Annotated in this window: 13 protein-coding genes; 7 read left to right on the top strand and 6 right to left on the bottom strand. The window is 43.1% G+C overall.

Translation table 11 applies throughout. The features are described 5' to 3' along the window. Positions 1-80: 80 nt before the first annotated feature. From DXZ23_RS06730 to thrA, 4 genes are all read right to left on the bottom strand, one after another. Positions 81-332, bottom strand: coding sequence for a DNA methyltransferase (locus DXZ23_RS06730; RefSeq protein ID WP_017806202.1), 252 nt, complete (start codon positions 330-332; stop codon positions 81-83). A 2-nt stretch (positions 333-334) separates the two neighbouring features. After that, positions 335-1,609 (bottom strand): threonine synthase, encoded by a 1,275-nt coding sequence (gene thrC, locus DXZ23_RS06735; RefSeq protein WP_017806201.1) that lies wholly within the window; start codon positions 1,607-1,609, stop codon positions 335-337. 525 nt (positions 1,610-2,134) lie between these two features. Beyond that, the gene (gene thrB, locus DXZ23_RS06740) at positions 2,135-3,079 is read right to left on the bottom strand and encodes a homoserine kinase (protein ID WP_017806200.1); all 945 of its coding nucleotides are present in this window, start codon (positions 3,077-3,079) and stop codon (positions 2,135-2,137) included. Between the two features lie 9 nt (positions 3,080-3,088). After that, positions 3,089-5,536, bottom strand: coding sequence for a bifunctional aspartate kinase/homoserine dehydrogenase I (gene thrA, locus DXZ23_RS06745; protein ID WP_021724517.1), 2,448 nt, complete (start codon positions 5,534-5,536; stop codon positions 3,089-3,091). Positions 5,537-5,838: 302 nt separating this feature from the next. Between thrA and DXZ23_RS06750 the strand changes: the two genes are divergently transcribed. The 4 genes from DXZ23_RS06750 (at position 5,839) to DXZ23_RS06765 (ending at position 9,173) form a co-directional block, all read left to right on the top strand. Further along, positions 5,839-6,540, top strand: coding sequence for a YggS family pyridoxal phosphate-dependent enzyme (locus tag DXZ23_RS06750; protein ID WP_017806199.1), 702 nt, complete (start codon positions 5,839-5,841; stop codon positions 6,538-6,540). A gap of 85 nt (positions 6,541-6,625) precedes the next feature. Then, positions 6,626-7,033 (top strand): lactoylglutathione lyase, encoded by a 408-nt coding sequence (gene gloA / locus DXZ23_RS06755; RefSeq protein WP_017806198.1) that lies wholly within the window; start codon positions 6,626-6,628, stop codon positions 7,031-7,033. Between the two features lie 93 nt (positions 7,034-7,126). Next, positions 7,127-7,774 (top strand): ribonuclease T, encoded by a 648-nt coding sequence (gene rnt / locus DXZ23_RS06760; RefSeq protein ID WP_021724519.1) that lies wholly within the window; start codon positions 7,127-7,129, stop codon positions 7,772-7,774. A gap of 40 nt (positions 7,775-7,814) precedes the next feature. Further along, complete coding sequence (locus DXZ23_RS06765) at positions 7,815-9,173, top strand: Na+/H+ antiporter family protein (RefSeq protein WP_021724520.1); 1,359 nt, start codon at positions 7,815-7,817, stop codon at positions 9,171-9,173. 170 nt (positions 9,174-9,343) lie between these two features. On the opposite strand, the gene DXZ23_RS06770 is transcribed toward DXZ23_RS06765, so the two are convergent. Then, complete coding sequence (locus DXZ23_RS06770) at positions 9,344-9,994, bottom strand: IS1595 family transposase (RefSeq protein WP_035695940.1); 651 nt, start codon at positions 9,992-9,994, stop codon at positions 9,344-9,346. Between the two features lie 186 nt (positions 9,995-10,180). Between DXZ23_RS06770 and putA the strand changes: the two genes are divergently transcribed. Continuing rightward, positions 10,181-13,621 carry a bifunctional proline dehydrogenase/L-glutamate gamma-semialdehyde dehydrogenase PutA gene (putA, locus tag DXZ23_RS06775; protein WP_017806196.1) on the top strand — a complete coding sequence of 1,147 codons (3,441 nt, stop codon included), beginning with the start codon at positions 10,181-10,183 and terminating at the stop codon, positions 13,619-13,621. A gap of 17 nt (positions 13,622-13,638) precedes the next feature. Beyond that, positions 13,639-15,138, top strand: a complete 1,500-nt coding sequence (putP, locus tag DXZ23_RS06780; RefSeq protein WP_017806195.1) for a sodium/proline symporter PutP — start codon at positions 13,639-13,641, stop codon at positions 15,136-15,138. A gap of 50 nt (positions 15,139-15,188) precedes the next feature. Here the strand turns inward: putP and DXZ23_RS06785 are convergent. Continuing rightward, a protein-coding gene (locus DXZ23_RS06785) for an IS3 family transposase (RefSeq protein WP_114995479.1) occupies positions 15,189-16,528 on the bottom strand; the annotation gives its coding sequence in 2 pieces (ribosomal slippage) (positions 15,189-16,078 and positions 16,078-16,528; 1,341 coding nt in all). Positions 16,529-16,654: 126 nt separating this feature from the next. Here DXZ23_RS06785 and queA point away from each other — a divergent pair. Further along, positions 16,655-17,746, top strand: coding sequence for a tRNA preQ1(34) S-adenosylmethionine ribosyltransferase-isomerase QueA (gene queA / locus DXZ23_RS06790; protein ID WP_021724524.1), 1,092 nt, complete (start codon positions 16,655-16,657; stop codon positions 17,744-17,746). Positions 17,747-17,788: the final 42 nt, after the last annotated feature.

Raw genomic sequence — 17,788 nt, forward strand, 5'->3', positions numbered from 1 at the left:
ACCGATAAAATGCGCTGAAATACAGCGTAACAAGACAGGGCGTATCTTATCTTGTGTAGTTTTGAATGTTACAAGCATGTTTAAGTCATTTTTATATCAAATCCTATAAAACTCCTATTTAGGTTTTCGCATTCATATAGAGTAGTTCCACTCCCCATAAATAAATCTAAAACCGTATCCTCTTCTTTCGTATAGCGTTTTATTAACTGATATGGAATCTGAGGGATAAAATTTCCATGATAAACATTTTTATGCTTACCCCTTTTATCCCTCTCACCAAATAGCCAAAGGCTATCTACATTAAGATCTGTTGATTTCCAATCTTCTTGCATATTTATTTCAACAAATACGCCTTTAACGTTGCAAAATCATTATCCATTTCATCGGAAAGCAATGGCAATTTGTTGTGTTTATCCAAAGCTTCTGGTAGTGGTAATTCGGTGGATAAAATTCGCTCGACGCTTTCTTTAAATTTTGCAGGGTGAGCAGTGCAAAGGAATAAGCCTGTTTCACCAGCTTGTAAATCTTGTTTTAACACGCCGTAGGCGATCGCACCGTGCGGTTCGCATAGATAGCCTTGCTCGTTCATTGCTTGCAAGGTGTGTTCAGTTTGCTCATCACTCATTGCGGCGGAATGAAGCTCTGACAATGCCCAGCCGTTGCGTTTGAAGAGTTCTTCTACACGAGGCCAGTTATTTGGGCGGCTAACGTCCATTGCGTTTGATAGGGTTGCCACGGTGTCATTTGGCGACCATTCGCCCGTACTTAAATAGCGTGGTACGGTGTCATTTGCATTGGTAGCCGCGATGAAACGTTTGATCGGTAAGCCCATTGTTTTCGCGATAAGCCCCGCTGTGAGGTTGCCGAAGTTACCACTTGGCACAGAAACCACGATGTTTTCACGCTCGGCTTTAGGGAGTTGTGCCACCGCTTCAAAATAATAGCAAACTTGGGCTAATAAACGGCTAATATTAATGGAGTTGGCCGAATTTAAGCCGATAGCTTGGCGAAGTTCTGCATCATCAAAGGCTTGTTTAACGAGGGCTTGGCAGTCGTCAAAATCACCGTTGATGGCAATCGTGCGGATATTTCCGCCTAGGGTGCAGAATAATTTTTCTTGCAATGGGCTGATTTTGCCTTTTGGATATAAAATCACCACGTCAATATTTTCCAATCCATAAAAGGCGTGAGCCACTGCTGCCCCGGTGTCGCCTGAGGTCGCGGTTAAAATAGTGATTTTGCCATCGCCACGAACGGTTGCTAGGGCTTGTGCCATAAATCGTCCACCAAAATCTTTAAAGGCAAGAGTTGGGCCGTGAAATAATTCTAAGGCATAAATATGCTCTGCCACTTTTTCTACTGGTGCTGGGAAGATAAAGGCATTTTTCACCATTTGAGCCAGTTTATACGCTGGAATTTCATCACCAATTAATGCCCCTAGGATTTTCTCGCTACGCTCAACCAAAGGTAACTCAAGCAAGGCATCAATGTTGTCTAAGTGCGGGATAATTTCAGGGAAAAATAGTCCTTGATCTTTGCCTAGCCCTTGGCGTACCGCTTGGGCGAAATTTACTTGTTCTTCGGGGTGTTTAATGTTGTATAAATTCATAGTTGTTCCGTTTTGGGGTTGGTTAATATTCTTTGTTTAAAGTTCTTTGTTTAAAGTTCTTTGGTTAAAATCTTTTATCTTTAGGGTTGATAACGGGTTTCGCTCGTTGAGTGACTTACTTTCTTTTGCTTTCCTAAAAGAAAGTAAGCAAAGAAAAAGGAACCCGATCAAATTACTCTTCCTCATTCCAATAAAATTTTTTTAACGAAAAGTAAGCCTGATGTTCGCTTCGCTCTCGCTCGGCATTACTTTTCTAAAAATTTTATCTCCATTCGGGTAATTTGTACGGGGATTTTAATCCTTTTACCTATAACGAATTTCGCTCGTTACGCGACTTCCTTCATTTTGCGTTCCAAAAAGAAAGAAAGCAAAGAAAAGGGAACTCCGATCAAATTACTCTTCCTCATTTCGACAAAATTTTCTTAACAAAAAGTAAGCCTGATGTTCGCTTCGCTATCGCTCGGCGTTACTTTTCTAAAAATTTTATTTCTATTCGGGTAATTTATATGGGGTTCAATGTTCTCATTAACCCAATTCTCTTGCCCCTTGATTATCCACTTTACAAACGTGGACGAAGCCTTCGTTGTTTTGTAGATAATAGTTTTCTAAATAGGTTGCTACTTTGCTGGCGGTATTTAAATCTGGGGCGATGGCAAACATTGTTGGGCCTGAGCCTGAGATGCCTGAGGCAATCGCACCGAGATCGCGTACCGCTTGTTTTACTTCCGCGAAGTTTGGTAATAGGGCTTCGCGGTAAGGCTCTGCGATCACATCTTTCATCATATAAGCAGCGAGGGCTTCTTGCTGTGTGTGGCAAGCGTGAACAAAGCTCCCTAAATGGCGACCGTGGGTAATTACATCTTGTCTGGTGTAGCTTTTCGGCAAAATCGCCCGAGCTTCTGAGGTAGAAACCTCAATTCCTGGGTAAGCTAGCACCCAATACCAGTTATCAAAAAATGGCAACTGTTGGCAAATATTACCAAGGGATTGTACCATTAATTGCACGCCACCTAAATAACAAGGGGCGACGTTGTCATAATGGATTGAGCCAGAAATCCGCCCCTCCAATTCGCCCATCATTTCCAATAATTCCATTTTGGAAAACGGCTCATCGTGGAATTTGTTTAATGCAACTAATGCTGCCACAATGGAGCAAGCACTTGAGCCAAGCCCTGAGCCAATCGGCATATTTTTTTCGAGCGTGAGGCGGAGAGGCTTCACGTTCACGCCACGCAATTTTAAGCGTTCACTGAACAGAACGTAGGCTTGATAGACGATATTTTTTTGTGGTTCTTTGGGTAATTTACGCACAAAATAACCCGCACTTTCTAATTCAAAGCCTTGCGAAATGGCTTCAATTTGCACCACATCGCCCAGTAACGAGCCATCGATCGGGGATACAGCCGCCCCCAAGATATCAAAACCGACGCTGATATTCGCACTAGATGCAGGGGCGTAAATTCGTAACATAAATGCTCCTTAATGATGTAATGTTCTTAAAATATCGGCGAAGATCCCTGCCGCAGTTACCGCATTTCCTGCTCCATAGCCACGCAATAATAATGGGATTGGCTGATAGTAGCGGGTGTAGAATGCTAAGGCATTTTCACCATTTTTTACTTTATACAGTGGATCATCTTGCCCTACCTCTACAATCGACACTTTGCATTTGCCGTTTTCAATTTGTCCAACATAACGCAGTACTTTGCCCTCTGCTTTCGCTTTTTCCACGCGAGCTTTAAATTCTGCATCAAGCTGTGGCAACATTGCCATAAATTCGTTAACTGATTTGCCTTCCGCAAAACCTTTTGGCAGCACGCCCTCTACTTCCACATCGCTTAATTCTAATTGTAAGCCTGCTTCACGAGCTAAAATAAGCAATTTACGCACTACATCTTGTCCTGAAAGATCATCACGCGGATCAGGTTCAGTAAAGCCTTTTTCCCGTGCCAGCGTGGTAACTTCGGATAATGATAAGCCTTCTTCCAATTTGCCAAAAATAAAGGAAAGTGAGCCTGATAAGATCCCGCTGAAGTGGATTAACTCGTCCCCTGCGGCAAGCAAATTTTGCAAGTTCTCAATTACTGGCAATCCCGCCCCCACATTGGTTTCATATAAGAATTTGTGTTGGCTTTGGTGGGCATTTTCACGCAATAAATTATAGTAAGCAAGTTCACGCGTGTTGGCTTTTTTATTTGGCGTAACCACGTGGAAGCCCTCACTTAACGCACGGGCATACAAGCCTGCAACACTTTCCGCCGAGGTGCAATCTACAAATACGGGATTAACAACGTGGTGCAATTTAATGAAAGAAAGTAGCACATCAAAATCCGATGGCTGAGTGGCGTTTTCTAAATCCTCCTGCCAGTGATCGAGATTTAACCCGTTCTCATCTAACAGCATTTTATTCGAATTTGCTATCGCACAAACTCGAATTTCAATGTCCTTCTTTGCGAGGTAATCTCGCTGATTTTTCACTTGCTCAATCAACTCACCACCAACACCGCCGACCCCAACGAGAAAAATATCCACCACTTTTTTGTTATTAAATAGGGCTTGATGTGTGGCTTTCACCGCTTCAATGGCTTTATTTTGTGGCACTACAGCAGAAATAGAACGTTCGGAAGAACCTTGTGCAATCGCCACAATGCTGATATTCGCCTGTGCTAATGCGGAGAAGAAATGTGCCGCAATCCCTTTCGCTTGACGCATTCCCTCACCGACAACGGAAATAATAGAAAGATCTTTGATAACTTCGATGGCTTCTAAATCTTGATTTTTCAACTCCTGAGCAAATTCAGCTTCTAATGCATTTTTTGCCACTTCTGCCGCTTTCACAGGCACACAGAAGCTAATGCTATATTCTGAAGAGGATTGGGTAATCAAAATCACGGAAACGCCCGCTTTCGACATTGTAGAGAACACACGCGCCGCCATTCCCACCATACCTTGCATTCCCGGCCCCGAAACGTTAAACATCGCCAAATTATCTAAATTGGTAATGCCTTTTACTTGGAGCTGTTCTGATTGGGAGTGGCTATCAATAATCGTGCCTTTCGCCTCAGGGTTGCCCGTATTTTTAATTAAACAAGGAATATTCGCTTGCACCAATGGTCCAATGGTGCGAGGGTGAATCACTTTCGCCCCGAAATAAGACAGCTCCATCGCTTCACGATAAGACAGGCTTGGCAATAAGCGTGCATCAGGCACAAGGCGTGGGTCACAGGTGAACACACCGTCCACATCGGTCCAAATTTCACACACGGAGGCATTTAAACAGGCAGCAAGGCACGCGGCGGAATAATCTGAACCATTACGCCCGAGTAAAACAAGTTCCCCTTTCTCATTGCCCGCAGTAAAGCCTGCCATTAACACTACATTTTTCGACGGAATGCTTGCTGCATCAATGCGTTTGGTGGATTCTTCAATATCCACCGAAGATTCTAAATACCCACCCTGAGCCAATAATTTTTCCACAGGATTAATCAGGGTAACTTGGTAGCCACGGGCTTCAAACCAGGCTTTCATCATTGCGATAGACAATTTTTCCCCGCGACAATCAATGGTCGCTTTCACCGCGTCATCTAACACGCCTTTAGCACGAATTTCTGCTAATAATTCTGCAATTTGGGCAAATTCTGCGTCAATCAGAGCTTTTGTTCCAGCGAGATCAAAATTTTCATTTTCCGCATATAAGCCATTAATAATGGTATAGAAAATTTCAAGTGCTTGATTAAAATCGGTATCAGTTGGTAGGTTTTGGCTTGCTTTTTCAGAAAGGGCAACAAGATAATTGGTGATCTTAGCGGGGGCAGATAACACGCCAGCGGCTTGCTCTTCTAAATAGGCTTTTTCGATCAGCCGTGCCGCTTGTGAAAAACGTTCTGGATTTGCCAGCGAAGTGCCACCAAATTTTAATACTCGCATAGAAATTCTCCTCAGTATAAATGTTGTGAATGCAAAAAATGCTTATAAAAAAACCCGCACTTTGTAATGCGGGTTTTCTGTGATCCTGTTTTTAACGCACTAACCCGCCCCATTCATCGTAATGGTAATAATGGTGGTGGTAATAATTGCCATTGTGCGTTGCATTATTGTGATTTTCCTAACAAAAAAATAATGGTGTTAGAAATACCGAAATTTTCACGCCTTGTCAAACAGAAAATGAATAATATAGAATGATTTTGTTAAAATAATGCGAAACTTCATAGGATATAGGTAAGCCCACAATGACAATTCAACAAAATTTACAACAGCTGCAAACACAAATCCAACAAGCGTGCGAGCAAGCTCAGCGAGCCAGCACAGATATCACTCTATTAGCAGTGAGCAAAACCAAGCCCGTAGAAGCCATTTTAGCAGCCTATCAAGCGGGACAACGTCAATTTGGCGAAAACTATGTGCAAGAGGGGGTAGAAAAAATTCAGCATTTTGAGGGGCAAGGTTTCGATCTCGAATGGCATTTCATCGGGCCGTTGCAATCAAACAAAACCCGTTTAGTGGCGGAGCATTTTGATTGGATGCAAACCCTCGATCGTGCCAAGATTGCCGATCGTCTTAATGATCAGCGTCCCCACTACAAAAAACCGTTGAATGTGCTGATTCAAATTAATATTAGCGATGAAAGTAGTAAATCAGGCATTCAACCTGCGGAAATGCTCGATTTGGCAAAACACATCAAAAATCTACCGCACTTATGTTTGCGTGGCTTGATGACGATCCCCGCCCCAACGCAAAATATCGCTGAGCAAAAGCAGGCCTTTAGCCAAATGCAACAGCTTTTCCAGCAATTAAAAACCGCGTTGCCCGAATGTCAAATTGACACCCTTTCAATGGGAATGTCAGACGATTTAACTGCCGCCATTGAATGCGGTGCGACAATGGTACGCGTTGGCACGGCGATTTTCGGTGCAAGGGACTATAGCAAATAAGCGAAATTTAAGACAAAACTCTGTAATGCTTTTTCCCCCTAATTATGGCATAATGCCTAGAATTTTTTGATGATTGGAGATGATTATGCGAATTTTACATACAATGTTACGCGTGGGCGATTTAGATCGTTCGATTAAATTTTATCAAGATGTGTTAGGTATGCGTTTATTACGTACCAGCGAAAACCCAGGATATAAATATACCCTTGCTTTTTTAGGTTATGACGATGAAGACAAAGCTTCTGTGCTTGAATTAACCTACAACTGGGGCGTACACGAATATGATCTGGGCAATGCTTACGGGCATATCGCTATCGGCGTGGACGATATTTATGCCACTTGTGAAGCGGTTCGCCAAGCGGGTGGAAAAGTTACCCGCGAACTAGGCCCTGTAAAAGGGGGGAAAACAGTGATCGCCTTTGTTGAAGATCCTGATGGTTATAAAATCAAGTTTATCGAAAATAAAAATGCACAAGCCGGATTAGGCAACTAAGTTAAAATAAACGGTTAAAAAGTGCGGTGGAAATTTTCGCAAATTTTACACCGCACTTTTTATCTCACCTTTGATCTGATAGTCCATAATGTTATGACAACAAGCGAACCAATTAATTATAATTTGCTGAAAAACCGCTTTCGTGGCTACTTGCCCGTAATTATTGATGTAGAAACCGCAGGCTTTAACGCAAAAACTGATGCGTTACTTGAAATCGCCGCTATTACGGTAAAAATGGACGAAAATGGGTTCTTATTGCCCGATCAAAAGTGCCATTTTCATATTCAACCTTTTGAAGGGGCGAATATTAATCCTGGTTCACTCAAATTTAACGGCATTGATATTGATAACCCCTTGCGTGGTGCGATTTCGGAAAATATCGCCATTAGTGAATTATTCAAAATGGTGCGTCAAGCACAAAAACAAGCGGAATGCCAACGTTCCATTATCGTGGCACATAATGCCACTTTCGACCAAAGTTTTTTAATGGCGGCGGCTGAACGCGTGCAAGCCAAGCGTAATCCATTCCACCCCTTTGGAATGTTTGACACCGCCACATTAAGCGGATTTATGTTCGGTCAAACGGTACTGGTGAAAGCCTGCCAAGCGGCGAACATTCCTTTTGATCATAAACAAGCGCATTCCGCTTTATATGATACAGAACGCACCGCAGAATTATTCTGTTATATGGTGAACCATCTCAAACAATTAGGTGGTTTTCCGCACCATATCGCGGAATAAAGTGCGGTCTTTTTTTCATTATTTTTATAAGGACTATGCAATGTTACTCTCAAACCCTGTTGTGATTTCGATCATTGTCTTGTTAGCCTTAAGCCTGTTGCGGATCAACGTGGTGATCGCCTTGATTATCTCTGCCTTAACCGCCGGCTTATGCAGCAGCCTGACAATGAGCGAAACCATTCAAACTTTCACGGGCGGCTTAGGTGGTGGTGCTGAAGTGGCGATGAACTACGCCATTTTAGGGGCTTTCGCCGTTGCCATTTCTAAATCAGGTATTACCGATCTCTTGGCATTCAAAGTGATTCAAAAGCTCGGACGCACTCCAAGCGGGCTTTCAATGGCGAGTTTCAAATATGTGATGTTTGCCGTGTTATTAATTTTTGCGATGTCATCACAAAATGTCATTCCTGTGCATATCGCGTTTATTCCTATCGTAATCCCACCGTTACTTGCTATTTTCAATAAACTCAACATTGACCGCCGTGCGGTGGCTTGTGTGCTAACCTTTGGTTTAACTGCCACCTATATGCTCTTGCCTGTTGGCTTCGGGAAAATCTTTATCGAAAGCATTTTAGTGAAAAACATCAACCAAGTGGGCGAACCATTAGGCTTACACACCAGCGTCGGCGAAGTGTCTCTCGCAATGGGCTTGCCTGTGATTGGAATGATTTTAGGGCTATTAACCGCCGTGTTCATCACCTATCGCAAACCAAGAGAATACGCTGTTGATGACAACCACCTCACAACCGAAGAGATTGAGCAACATATCGCCAACATCAAACCTTTCCACGTTATCGCAAGCCTTGTTGCGATTGTGGTAACTTTTGGGCTACAACTTTTCACCGATTCCACCATTATCGGCGGCTTAGCGGGCTTAATCATTTTCGCCGTCTGTGGCATTTTCAAATTAAAAGAAAGTAACGACATTTTCCAACAAGGCTTACGCCTAATGGCAATGATCGGCTTTGTAATGATCGCCGCTTCAGGCTTTGCTGCAGTCATTAATGCCACGGGCGGCGTTACCCAATTAGTAGAAACCTTCAGCCACGGACTGGGGGCAGATAACAAAGGCTTAGCCGCCTTGTTAATGCTTATCGTAGGGCTATTTATCACAATGGGTATTGGCTCATCATTCTCCACCGTGCCAATTATCACCTCCATTTATGTGCCACTTTGCTTGAGCCTAGGCTTCAGCCCTTTAGCCACCGTTTCCATTGTGGGCGTGGCAGCGGCGTTGGGTGATGCGGGTTCGCCTGCTTCCGACTCCACTCTTGGACCAACTTCAGGGCTAAATATGGACGGCAAACACGATCACATTTGGGATTCTGTCGTACCGACTTTTATTCATTACAATATCCCATTGATTATCTTCGGCTGGCTTGCTGCGATGTATTTATAATATATCAAAATAAGTCAGGCATCCTACCGGCAGTATAAATAACACAAACAAATCGAAATAATGCTGTATTATTTATACTGTCCATTAACTAAAATAAACATTTACCATTTCTTTTAACTCAATATCAAATCAAGAATAAAATAAATTATTTTTGGGGCTGTCCTAGATAACTAGACTAAACTCCCTTTAACCAATTGTTTTAAAATAGAAATTTGACTTTTTATGTTGCTGTAATTAAAACGCCATTCACATTCCTTTAAATAAAGCTCAAAATGCGCTTTTGGGATACCATTAAATTTGCGTAAATGGCGTTTTGCTTGGCTCCAAAAATTCTCAATTCCGTTAATGTGGTTATGATTTTCAGCAAAATGTGTGCTGTGATTGATACGAAAATGACTAAATTCACTCACATCAAGCACGTCATAACTACGATAATTATCGGTGTAAACAATACTATCAGGCTTTACCTGCTCCCGAATAATGGGTAACAAGGTGGCAGATTGCGTATTTGGAACCGCAACGGTATAAACCTTGCCATTGCACTTGAGAAGCCCGAATACCGCAATTTTCCCTGCCGCACCACGACCACGTTTGCCTTTGCGAGCACCGCCAAAATAACTTTCATCGGCTTCAATTTCACCTTCAAACATCTCTAAGTGAAGGCTGTTTTGATAGATGAGTTGGCGTAAACGATGAAAGTAATATGCGGCAGTCGTTTTGTTTACATTGACTAACTCTGCTGCTGTCCTTGCAGTAACACCTGCAACAAATAGCTCAATGAGTTTATTTTGTTTGTGCTGACTTAGACGACTTTTTCTCATTGGTTCATTCTAACCTAAATAGATTTTTTAGTTGTTATCTAGGACAGCCCCTTATTTTTTGAACTCTGTCACATTTCTTAATATTCGATATGTATTCCTTGCTAATTTTTCATACAATCATTTACATAATATTAACAATTAGACAACATAAATAAGTCGAGCCTTAAATATAGGAAGGAGTTTAAAATGTACTATCAATATTCCCCTTTACCGACAATAGAACCTGAACTTCGTAAAATTATTAGTAAACACTATACTTGCCCTGAACAACCCGCTATCACAAACTTGCTCCACACCTTAAACTTTACTCCTCAACAAGAAACGGAAATTGAACAAGTCACAAGACAGTTGATCACAAAAATCCGCAGTAAAAAACAAAAACGCTATGGCGTTGATGCCTTAATGCACGAATTTTCTTTAGGCTGTGATGAGGGCATTGCGTTGATGTGTTTAGCCGAGGCATTGTTGCGTATTCCTGATGCACAAACTCGCTATGCGTTGATTAATGACAAACTTCAGCTCGGCAACTGGCAGGCACACTTGAAAAAATCAGGTTCGCTGTTCACCAATCTCGCCAGTCTAGGCTTGATGTTGGGCAATAAAATCAGCGTCAATCTAGATGAAGAAAACCTTGCTTCCGCCCTGAGCCGAAGTTTTTCTCGCCTTTCTGCCCCTGTAATGAAAACTGCCATTGAAAAAGCAATGGGTATTTTAGGCGAGCAATTCGTTACGGGTGAAACAATGGAAAAAGCGTTAAAAAATATTCAATCGCGAGAAAAAATGGGCTATTGCTTTTCCTTTGATATGCTGGGCGAAGCGGCAATGACGATGGAAGACGCAGATCGCTATCTGCAAGATTATGTTGATGCCATTCACGCAGTGGGAAAACAATTGACGGGGAGATCCTTGTATGAAGCAAACGGGATTTCAGTGAAACTTTCCGCCATTCACCCGCGTTATTCCCGTTCACAACAAGATCGTTTAATGAGCGAAATCTATCCGCGTTTAAAACAGCTTTTCGTCCTTGCCAAACAATACAACATTGGGCTAAATATTGACGCAGAAGAAATGGCACGCCTTGAAATTTCCTTAGATTTGCTTGAGCGTTTATTGCAAGATCCTGATTTGGCGGGCTTTGACGGCATTGGTTTTGTGGTGCAAGCCTATTCAAAACGTTGTCCTTATGTGTTGGATTACATTATTGCGTTAAATCGCCGTTTCCAACGTAAAATGATGGTTCGCTTGGTGAAAGGGGCATATTGGGATAGCGAAATCAAATGGGCACAGACCGAAGGCGTTGCCGATTTCCCCGTTTATACGCGTAAAGTGCATACGGATATTTCCTATTTAAGCTGTGCAAAAAAATTATTCGCCGCCCAAGATGTCATTTACCCACAATTTGCCACCCATAATGTGCAAACCCTCGCCACCATTATGCAACTTGGCAAGGGAAAAACCTTTGAATTTCAATGCTTACACGGAATGGGCGAAACCCTTTATGATCATATTGTTGGGGCGGATCAATTTAACCATCGCGTACGGGTGTACGCCCCAGTGGGAACTTATCAAACCCTGCTCGCCTATTTGGTTCGTCGCTTATTGGAAAACGGGGCAAATTCCTCTTTCGTTCATCAATTAGTGGATAATCAAATTTCTGTTGAAGCTCTCGTAGAAGCCCCGTGGAAAAAATTTGCTCGCTTCAAGGGTGAGCCTAATAAAGCGATCAAATTGCCTACAGAGATTTTCCCACACCGTCGCAATTCCGCTGGCTTTAATTTAAGTAATGAAGTGGATCTCGCCACCTTACAACATCAACTAAATCAAGCGGAATATGGCGAAGTGCATTCGCTCTGTGGCGTGGAGGTGGCAGCAGCCCTCAGCGAACAAGGCAGAAAACCCGCAGAAATAAGCCAGCCTTTACCGCCGGTGCAATTTATCTCGCCAACGGAAGCGGAGACGGTGTTTAAAGTCACGCAAACCCGCGATTGGCAAGAAAAGAGCGTGGAAGAACGTGCGGCGATTTTAGAAAGTGCGGCAGTTTTATACGAAGAAAATACGGGCTTGTTGCTCAAACTGGCTATTGAAGAAGCAGGTAAAACCTTGCAAAATGCCATTGGTGAGTTACGGGAAGCGGTGGATTTTTTACGCTATTATGCTGAACAAATCCGTTTATTAGCAAGCAAAAATGCCCTCGCTCCGCCACTAGGCAAGGTGCTATGTATTTCCCCTTGGAATTTCCCTTTAGCCATTTTCACGGGGCAAATTGCAGCGGCATTGGCAGCGGGTAATAATGTCATCGCCAAACCTGCGGAGCAAACCTCACGCATCGCTTATTATGCAGTGAAACTCTTGCACCAAGCAGGCGTTCCGCAATCCGCTTTGCAACTCACCCTTGGGGCAGGTGAGGTTGGGGCGGCATTGGTGGCTCAGCCGTTTAATGCGGTGATGTTTACTGGCTCAACAGAAGTAGCTCATTTAATTCATCAACAGCTCATTCAACGTGAAGATCAACCCGTTTTCATCGCTGAAACAGGGGGATTAAACACAATGGTAGTGGATTCTTCCGCCTTGTTGGAACAAGTGATCGCTGACGTGCTAAGCTCCGCCTTTGATTCCGCAGGGCAACGCTGTTCGGCATTGCGAATTTTATTGGTGCAAGAAGATATTGCAGATCGTTTATATCAAATGCTCACAGAGGCGATGAAAGAATTGGTGATCGGTAATCCAGAGTTGATCAATACCGATATTGGACCAGTCATCGATGAAGAAGCGAAAGCCAATCTTCAAGCCTATCAAGAAAAAGTGCGGTCATTTTCTCGCCGATATTTTGAACTGAATGTCGCTAAAATAGGTCATTTTGTCGCACCTTCTATTTATGAAGTGGATTCCCTAGAGCAAATTAACCGCGAGGTGTTCGGGCCAATTCTCCATTTTGTTCGCTATAAAAAAGCCGAGTTGGGGGATTATTTACAAGCCATCAATGCCAAAGGCTACGCATTAACTGGGGGCTGCCATAGTCGTATTAGCAAAAATGTCGAGTTTGTTGAACAACACCTTGAATGTGGCAATTTTTACATTAACCGCAATATCGTCGGTGCGGTGGTTGGCGTGCAACCTTTCGGTGGACACGGGCTATCAGGCACGGGACCAAAGGCGGGCGGAGAGCTTTATGTTCAACGTTTAACCAAAACATCACAATATTATGCTTCTTTACTTGCAAAAAACACGGTATTGCCTAGTATTACAGGGGAATTAAATCGCATCAGTTACAAAACCACGACGATTTTATTGCTCGGTCAGCATCAGGCACGCTTAATCGCCGCTTATCAACGGCTACAACAAGCGGGATTCAAGGTGGTGGTAGAAGAAGATAATCCGCTGTTAAACAACGAGTTACCCGATCTACAATGCTTGCAAGCAGGGCAACATTTACAGAAAGCCGTGTTTGTTTCACCGCTCAGCTTAGCGACACGCCAACGATTTGCAGAGAATAATCCCGCCATTTTCTGTCTATATGATTGGACAAACAGCCAAGATTTAACGCTGTTATATAATGAGTTTTCCCGCAGTGAAAATATTTCCGCTGCGGGAGGCAACGCCAGCTTAATGGCGATTGAAGAACAATAATTTGAGAAGGATAAAGTATGCAGAATTATCAAATCTACACAGCTTTTGGGTTATATCTTTTGGTGATTTTAGGCATTGGTATCTATGCTTATTGCTCAACCAAAAATTTTAACGACTACATTTTAGGCGGTCGCAAAATGGGTAGCTTCGTTACCGCGATGTCCGCAGGAGCTTCCGATATGTCAGGCTGGTTGCTACTTGGCTTGCCTGGTGCGATCTTCCTAACGGGCTTATCTGAAGCTTGGATTGCCGTGGGGCTAACCATTGGAGCATATCTGAACTATCGCATTGTAGCAGGACGCTTGCGGGTATTCACCGAACAATACGGCAACGCCCTCACCTTACCCGAATTTTTCGCGGTTCGCTTCCCAAAACGAGCGAAATCCTTAAAAATTATTTCTTCTTCCGTGATTTTATTTTTCTTCACCATTTACTGTGCTTCAGGCGTTGTCGCGGGGGCGAAATTATTCCAAAGTTTACTCGGCATTGATTATAGCACCGCCCTTATTTTCGGAGCGATTGCCACCATTGCTTACACCTTCATCGGCGGTTATCTCGCAATTTCTTGGAGCGATACGATCCAAGCCTCATTAATGATCTTCGCCTTATTACTCGCCCCTGTGATTGTGCTGCTCAATATTAGCTGGGAAGAAATCAACCTTGCTTTAAGTGTGAAATCGCAACAAACGGGCATTCCTTATTCTAACTGGTTATATAACGTGTCTGGCATTGGCGTGATCTCCGCCCTGTCTTGGGGATTAGGCTATTTCGGGCAACCACACATTTTGGCACGCTTTATGGCAGCTAACTCCGTGCAAGCCTTAGAAAAAGCACGCTTTATCGGGATCACTTGGATGATTTTATGCCTTGGTGGTGCTTGTGCGGTAGGCTATTTTGGCTTAGCTTATTTTGAAGTGAAAGGCATCGCATTAGACTCTGCAGAATCCGTCTTTATTGAAATTTCCAAAGCCATTTTCAATCCTTGGATTGTCGGCATTGTACTCTCTGCCATTTTGGCTGCGATTATGAGTACCCTATCCGCACAATTCCTAATGTGTTCTGCCGCGATCACCGAAGATTTCTATCACGGCTTCTTACGCAAAAACGCCTCCAGCACCGAGCTTGTTTGGGTGGGGCGTGTAATGGTGCTGCTCATCGCCCTTGTTGCCATCGCTATCGCACAAGATCCTAATTCCAAAGTAATGGGCTTGGTTTCCTACGCGTGGGCGGGCTTTGGTGCAGCCTTTGGACCATTAGTCATCTTATCCCTATTCAACCGCAACATCACCTCCAACGCCGCCCTTTGGGGAATGATCGCGGGTGCATTAACTGTGGTGGCGTGGAAACCGCTAATGCAAACCTTAAACTGGAAAGATCTCGCCAACCTCTACGAAATCATTCCCGGCTTCTTGGCTTGCTCGTGCGTAACTCTCACTTCTTCGATCTTCTCGCCTGTGTCGAAAGAGGTGGCAGATACATTTGATAAAGCGGTGGAAAGTTATAATAACCAAAAATAGATAAGGCTAAAAAACGGGCGATAAATCTGATCTGCCCCCAAAAAGCTAGACTATATTCTAATTTCATTCAAGGACTGAGTTCTGTATTCCACAGGGCTTAGTCCTTTGAGCTTCACTTGAATACGCTCATTGTTGTAGTAATGAATGTACTCGTGAATCACTTTTTCAAGCTGTTCAAAGGTTTCAAACCGCTTGCCAAAGTAACATTCCGTCTTCAATCGCCCGAAAAAGCTTTCCATCGCACCATTATCAAGGCAATTACCTTTTCTCGACATACTTTGCGTAATACCGTATTTTTTCAATATCTCCTGATAACCCATCATTTGATACTGCCATCCTTGGTCGGAATGCAGTATCGGTTTTTCCCCCGCTAATCGGTTCACCGCCTGGGTCAGCATTCTGGTTATCTGCTCAAAACTCGGACTTCTCGCCACATCATAAGCAATAATTTCGTTATTAAACAAGTCTTTAATCGGCGATAAATACACTTTGCCTTCCGCACATTTGAACTCGGTGATATCCGTTACCCACTTCTCATTCGGCATCGTTGCCGTAAAATCCCGTTGCAACAGATTATCGGCAATGTGTCCCACTTTGCCTTGGTAAGAACGATATTTTTTCTGCTTACTTTTTCCTTTTAACCCCAAACGTTGCATTATCGCTTGCCCCCTTTTGTGGTTGATAATCAAGTATTTCCTTAATTCCAAGGTAATTCGACGATAACCATAATTTTCGTCATTTTTGCGATAAATTTCCTCTATTTTCTGTGAAATCGCTACATTTTTATCCGACTTTGGCTTGAGATGATAAAAGAACGAACTGCGTGCCAATCCGATTAGCCTGAGTAACAATTCCAACGGGAAACGCGAGCGTAAGGCATTTACGATGACGGCTTTTTCTGCATTTTTTGTTGGTTGAGTTCCTGCAACTTTTTTAGCATTGCATTCTCCGCTTCTAATTCCAAAATTCGGTAACGCAAGCGTTCTTCTTCTGTTTTGGGCGTTGGTGGCATTTTAGGTGAGTTGAGTTTCATACTTGGACGACCTTTAGGTTTGAGTAATAACCCATCTATACCTTGTTTTTCAAAGCGTTGCAACCATTGACTAATTATCCCTGAACTGGGGATATCAAAGCGAAAGCAGGCGGCTTCAGCGGAGCACTGGCCTTTTTTGATAGCTTGAATAACCTTTAATTTAAACTCAACAGAATAACATCGTTTTTTACCTAACACAGCTAATCCATTGATTCCATTATGATTAAATTTCGCAATCCAACGTGCTAACGTGCTTTGGGGAAGCTGAAAATACTGGCGAGTAAGCGAACGGTTTTTTCCATTTTGATGATAAAAGTCGAGCACTTGTTGTTTGAAACGTTGAGTATATTTAGTCATAAAAAATCTGCACCTTAATCAGTTGGTTGTTTAGTCTAACTTTTGGGGTGCAGATCAGATATTTTTCTTGTACTCTCAATGAAATCCCAATAGACTACGCCATTATTTTTTACGATGACAAAAACAATGCGTGTTTCCGATTTTTATTTTGATTTACCTGATGAATTAATTGCCCGTTATCCCAAAGCGGATCGCACGGCTAGCCGTTTGTTGCAGCTTAACGGTGAAAACGGTGAAATTTCGCACCGCACTTTTGCTGATGTGGTAGATCTCATCAACGAGGAGGATTTGTTAATTTTTAATAATACCCGCGTGATCCCAGCGAGAATGTACGGTCGCAAAGCTAGCGGTGGCAAGATTGAAGTGCTCGTGGAGCGGATTTTATCCGAAGACAGTTTTCTTGCGCATATCCGTTCATCAAAAGCACCAAAAGAAGGAACTGAACTCTTTTTAGGGGAAGATAAATTGGGCGAAGGCAAGGGCATTAAAATGATAATGACCGCCCGCCACGAGAGTTTATTTGAAGTAAAAATCGCGGAAAAAAACACCGCACTTTTAGACGTATTGCAGAAAATTGGGCATATACCACTACCACCTTATATCGATCGCCCAGATGAAGAAGCGGATCAAGAACGCTATCAAACGGTGTATAACAAAGTGCCAGGGGCGGTGGCAGCCCCCACTGCGGGTTTGCATTTCGATGATGCCTTATTGGCAAAGCTGAAAGCCAAAGGCGTGAACTTTGCTTTTGTTACCTTGCACGTTGGGGCGGGAACCTTCCAACCTGTGCGAGTTGAAAACATTGAAGATCATAAAATGCACGCGGAATATGTTGAAGTGCTACAAGAAACCGTGGACGCGATTTTACACACCAAAGCACAAGGTAAGCGAGTCATTGCGGTCGGCACAACCTCCGTGCGTTCAATCGAAAGTGCGGCATTATTTGCCCAAGAACATCATCATTCGCAACTGCTTGAACCTTATTTTTCCGACACCTCCATTTTTCTTTACCCAGGGAAAAAATTCCTTGTGGTGGACGCGTTAATCACCAATTTCCATTTACCTGAAAGCACGCTGATTATGCTGGTTTCTGCCTTTGCGGGCTATTCGCACACGATGAATGCCTATCAAAGTGCGGTGCAAAATCACTATCGTTTTTTCAGCTATGGCGATGCAATGTTTATTACGAAAAATCCTAATGTAACGGGCTTAGATTAATCGCTAATGCCTATTAATTAACCCTCGAACTGTTTATTCGAA

Source organism: Avibacterium paragallinarum (genome assembly GCF_900450705.1).
GTDB lineage: Bacteria > Pseudomonadota > Gammaproteobacteria > Enterobacterales > Pasteurellaceae > Avibacterium > Avibacterium paragallinarum.

Excerpts from the sequence above, each read along its gene's own strand:
- putA (WP_017806196.1), top strand. The coding sequence starts at position 10,181 with ATGTACTATCAATATTCCCCTTTACCGACAATAGAACCTGAACTTCGT.
- putP (WP_017806195.1), top strand. The coding sequence starts at position 13,639 with ATGCAGAATTATCAAATCTACACAGCTTTTGGGTTATATCTTTTGGTG.
- DXZ23_RS06750 (WP_017806199.1), top strand. The coding sequence starts at position 5,839 with ATGACAATTCAACAAAATTTACAACAGCTGCAAACACAAATCCAACAA.
- queA (WP_021724524.1), top strand. The coding sequence starts at position 16,655 with ATGCGTGTTTCCGATTTTTATTTTGATTTACCTGATGAATTAATTGCC.
- DXZ23_RS06765 (WP_021724520.1), top strand. The coding sequence starts at position 7,815 with ATGTTACTCTCAAACCCTGTTGTGATTTCGATCATTGTCTTGTTAGCC.
- thrC (WP_017806201.1), bottom strand. The coding sequence starts at position 1,609 with ATGAATTTATACAACATTAAACACCCCGAAGAACAAGTAAATTTCGCC.
- DXZ23_RS06730 (WP_017806202.1), bottom strand. The coding sequence starts at position 332 with ATGCAAGAAGATTGGAAATCAACAGATCTTAATGTAGATAGCCTTTGG.
- rnt (WP_021724519.1), top strand. The coding sequence starts at position 7,127 with ATGACAACAAGCGAACCAATTAATTATAATTTGCTGAAAAACCGCTTT.
- thrA (WP_021724517.1), bottom strand. The coding sequence starts at position 5,536 with ATGCGAGTATTAAAATTTGGTGGCACTTCGCTGGCAAATCCAGAACGT.
- DXZ23_RS06770 (WP_035695940.1), bottom strand. The coding sequence starts at position 9,994 with ATGAGAAAAAGTCGTCTAAGTCAGCACAAACAAAATAAACTCATTGAG.
- thrB (WP_017806200.1), bottom strand. The coding sequence starts at position 3,079 with ATGTTACGAATTTACGCCCCTGCATCTAGTGCGAATATCAGCGTCGGT.
- gloA (WP_017806198.1), top strand. The coding sequence starts at position 6,626 with ATGCGAATTTTACATACAATGTTACGCGTGGGCGATTTAGATCGTTCG.